Here is a 3,919-nt window from a genome sequence, read left to right on the forward strand (position 1 = left end):
CCTTAGCTGAAGAGTCCGCGGACGCGATCCGACGGTGGAGCACCTCCCCACCGCTCGGCCCGCAGGCGGCGGTACTTCTCGGCCAATGCGGTCGCCTCGGCCGCCTGCCCACGCAACGTCTCCACCCACGAATACGACCCGGCGGCGACTAGCAGATGGTCCCAGATCAGGCCGAGGGCGAAGGCGTGCCGACCCAGCACCCCCTCGTGCCGCAGCGTGAAGCCGTCGGGGCCGGACGTCAGCCGTACGGTACTCGACTCGTCTTCCGGCAGCGTGTCCAGCGGATCAGGGAAGATCGGCTCGTCGGCGGCGGCCCATGACCACCTGAGAGTCTCGCCGTCGACCCGCTCCAGCCGGACCTCAAGGTCACCGGCGGGCAGCTCCCCTGCGGCGAGCTGACGCAACGGAGGTACTCCGACCATTCGCCGACCTTCGACGCCCACATCTACAGTAGCGTCACGCCGTCGAGTGCGGCATCAACCGGCTCAAACGCCATCGAGCCACGGCCACCAGGTTCGACAAGCTCGCCGTGCGCAAGCAGGCGAGGCTCGCGCAAGCCTAGCTATGGTGGTGACCTCTTCGGCGGATCCGAAGAGGTCACCACCATAGGGGACTGCGTCCGTCCGTCGTCATGCATCGCTGACGGGATCCGCGCCGACCGAGGGTTACAGCAAGCTGCCAGCTTTCGGCGATGCCGGCCAAGGGTCGCTCGCACGAACGAGGATCGAACTTTCGGACGTCCCGGGCTAGAGGCGCGTGGCCGATACCGGCGTGAGGTTGATCGGAACCGCGGGCCCGGAGCGTTCGGTCACGACAAGAGGCTGGGCGGTCGACGCCGAGGCACTGGCGCCCTTTGCAGCAAACACCGGCAGCCAGGCTCCGAACCGATTGAGAACGTTCTGGATGGGATTGAAACACATCCTTCCGTTTTCGTTCAGTACAGCGACCACGATTCCGATCGCCATGACGCCGTTGGCGTCCATCCGCCAGACCGGTCCCCCGCTGTCACCGCGAGCCGCGGGGACGGTCGAGCACAGCAGATAGTCAAGTGTGTCGGCAATGCCGTCGCCGTTCTCGTCGTAACCGACGTGCTGCCAGTTCGTCACGGAGCCTTCGGTCCAACCAGTTGTCCGGCCCATTTTTCCGATGACGAAGCCCGGGGTTAGGGCGCTATTGTTGTAGTAGCCCATCACCCGTCCGTTGCCCGGTGACCTGCCTGTCAGCGGGTCGACGACGATCTGCTGGGCGTCGTTTCCTGCGTCGAGCTTGACCAATGCTCCATCGAAACTGTTGTCGCGGTAGTCGCCGATGTTGTCGTTCCTTATCGCGTATCCGAAGCGGGTGTCCGTGCCGTAGACGACGCGTTGCGCTGCCGGCGGCAGACCGGAAGTGCCGAAACAGTGCCCGGCGGTAGTGATGAACATGCCGGACGTGCCTCGAACGGCGTAGCCGCCGGTGCAGTAGTCATCTGGGTTGTTTGGAAATCCGAAGAACATCGGGTGTCCCGGCTTGAACATGTAACCGGCCGCGACCGCCGGTGACGCCGTCGAGGCCAGGAGTAGTGCCACGACCGCAATGGACGAAGCGATGAGTCGTCGTAACAAGCGAACCTCCAGATGATGGAACGACGTGGTGATCGGTTTCAGGGCCAAGGCGGCCCCGCCCTCCGCCCAGGAGATGCGGAGAATCCTTTGTTCCAGCTATCCCTCACGGCTAACGGCTGTCAGCCGGTATGACGTAGGCCGCGGTGTGGGCGCTTGCCTGGTTGAAGGGTCTGCTAGGCCGTCAGCGCCGTGGTGATCGCTCTGATGAGGATCTGCTCTGCTCCGTCGGGAGATGCAGCTGTCGGTTTTCCTCTGAGGTGCCCCAACCAGCCGTAGACGGTCATCGAGCCGCCGGCGATGCCCGGGAAGTCGGTGTCGATCCCGCCGGCGTACGTCGCGGGCCTGCGCAGCAGTTCGTCGCTGGGCAGGTACGCGGGTACCTCGTTCGCGTAGCCGGCGAACAGCAGCTGGCTCGACGTGCCGTATCGCGCCCGGAAGTAGACGGCGTATCCGGACACGATCTCGCCGCCGGCCAGCAGCAGCCGAAGGTCCGGGCTGCCGGCGAACCTCCAGGACTGCAGGGGCACCGGAATCGACGTCGCGAACGTGCCGGCGTCGATTTGGGCGATCATCTGCTGCGCGTGCCGCCGGTAGTAACCCGGCAGGGAAAGGTTGTTGGACCGCACGGCGTAGGCCGCGGACACGTCCCGAAGATTGCCCGCGGTCAGCGTCACATCCAGCGGCAGGCTCACCTCCCGGTAGTGGGTTGTCGTCGGACCGGCGACCGGCCGTCCCGGCCGCAGCAGCGCCGTCGTGACGGCCTGCGCGAGCTCGGCGCCCCGCAGGCTCCGCTGGGCCCAACCCCGCGCGCCGTCAGGGTTCTGGTCGCCGGCCGGCCCGAGAAGGAACTGGGCGAAGGCCCCGGTCGTCTGCTCGATCCGGGTGACCGCGTCCCCCGGGTAGTCCGGGTCGAACATGGTCTGCGACCCCGCCACCACCGGATGGCACCCGTAGCTGAACAGCACGGCCAGCGGCTCACCACCCGGCGTACGGGCCGTCAGGACAGGTACGTCCGACTCGACGTACGGCAGATTTTCCCGGTTTTTCGAGAAGTGCTGGTCGACAACCTGGTAGTCGAGGGTGCACGCCGTTCGTGGGCCCTCAAGTGTGTCCCGGACCAGCTGCACGATCTTCGTGACCAACTGGTCGCCGTAGGCACGCACCTGTGCCTGCAGAGTGGAATTCATCCCGTACGAGATGAACGGGTCCAGTTTGTCGGGGAGCACTGGACCGTTGTGTGTGTGCGTGGCCGTCAGGGCGAAGTTCTCCGACGCCAGCCCGAGATCGACCACCTGGCTGCGGATCGACCGGTGCAGGCCACGTGCGAAGCCGAGAACATCGGCGGTGACGATGACGCGGGGCACGCCCTCGTGCCACAGGATTGTGCACCGCGCGAACAGCGGGGCGGCGGTCCCGGACGCCTGGCGGGGCACATCGACGCCGTAACCGGCCAGGTACGTGTCCGCCGCCGGAGTGATCTCCACCTTTCCGACGGACAGCTCGGTGCCCGCCGCCCCCAGTGCGGAGCTGCCGAGGAGGCCCTGACCTACCAGTGACGCGGCGACGATGGACCCACCGGTGAGCAGGCGGCGACGACCAACGGTCAGTTGCCGATCATCCGGTCTGTCGCCCTCGGCCGCCTGCGCCCGAGATTCCGATGTGGTGGCAGCCCTGACTCTGGACATGGTCATCCGGCAACGATCTCCCCCGTGAGACGCCGACGCGCGACCGCCGCCTCGCATCAGCAATGGATGTGCGAGCGACGGCCATCAGTATCAAGTTGAGAGCGATCATGGCGCACGCCAGGACCGCGGTCAATGGCCGCGTGCCATCTGCATCCCGCAGACGGTTCGCTCAAGGTGCGCGCGGACCGTGTTGGCAGGGCGACACGACCGATTGCCTCACCGATGACGATGCTGAACACCTACGGCTCGAAGTGGACCACTGTGTTAGCCCGGAGTCTGTGGATCTAAGGGTGTCTCCGGTCAGACCTGCCGGGGCGTTGTGCCTGGTGAGGGTGCCGTGATGACCGTGACGCTGAACGATCAGACTGGACGCAAGAAGCGGCCCGAGCCGTCGGCTAAGGCGAAAGCCGCGGCCGAGTTGGTCCGGGCCGCGAAGGAGCAGGGCCTGTCGTTGACGGGTCCGGACGGGCTGCTGAAGCAGTTGACCAAGCCGGTCTTGGAGACCGCGTTGAACGAGGAGATGACCGAGCACCTTAGCTAGGAAAAACACGACCAGGTCGGCGCCGGGTCAGGTAACAACATCCGCATCGGCGTTCCGCAGACGTGGGCGGGCACGTGAGTTACCTAAGA

At 66.0% G+C, this 3,919-nt stretch carries 3 protein-coding genes and 2 pseudogenes; 2 read left to right on the top strand and 3 right to left on the bottom strand.

What is annotated here, in order from left to right:
- Positions 1 to 2: 2 nt before the first annotated feature.
- Positions 3 to 422, bottom strand: a complete 420-nt coding sequence (locus tag KBX08_RS32385; RefSeq protein ID WP_210787559.1) for a hypothetical protein — start codon at positions 420 to 422, stop codon at positions 3 to 5.
- A 3-nt stretch (positions 423 to 425) separates the two neighbouring features.
- Between KBX08_RS32385 and KBX08_RS34235 the strand changes: the two are divergent.
- Positions 426 to 562, top strand: a pseudogene (locus KBX08_RS34235) (IS5/IS1182 family transposase); the annotation flags it as partial.
- 184 nt (positions 563 to 746) lie between these two features.
- On the opposite strand, the gene KBX08_RS32390 reads toward KBX08_RS34235, so the two are convergent.
- Positions 747 to 1,652 (bottom strand): trypsin-like serine protease, encoded by a 906-nt coding sequence (locus KBX08_RS32390; RefSeq protein ID WP_210787560.1) that lies wholly within the window; start codon positions 1,650 to 1,652, stop codon positions 747 to 749.
- Between the two features lie 125 nt (positions 1,653 to 1,777).
- Entirely contained in the window at positions 1,778 to 3,295 is a 1,518-nt protein-coding gene (locus KBX08_RS32395) for a hypothetical protein (protein ID WP_210787561.1), read from the bottom strand.
- 334 nt (positions 3,296 to 3,629) lie between these two features.
- On the opposite strand from KBX08_RS32395, the pseudogene KBX08_RS32400 reads away from it, so the two are divergent.
- A pseudogene (locus KBX08_RS32400) lies at positions 3,630 to 3,824 on the top strand (IS256 family transposase); the annotation flags it as partial.
- Positions 3,825 to 3,919 lie beyond the last annotated feature (95 nt).

Source organism: Micromonospora sp. H61 (genome assembly GCF_018070325.1).
Lineage (GTDB): Bacteria > Actinomycetota > Actinomycetes > Mycobacteriales > Micromonosporaceae > Micromonospora > Micromonospora salmantinae.

Coding starts and splice junctions, on each gene's coding strand:
- KBX08_RS32385 (WP_210787559.1), bottom strand. CDS start 422: ATGGTCGGAGTACCTCCGTTGCGTCAGCTCGCCGCAGGGGAGCTGCCC.
- KBX08_RS32395 (WP_210787561.1), bottom strand. CDS start 3,295: ATGACCATGTCCAGAGTCAGGGCTGCCACCACATCGGAATCTCGGGCG.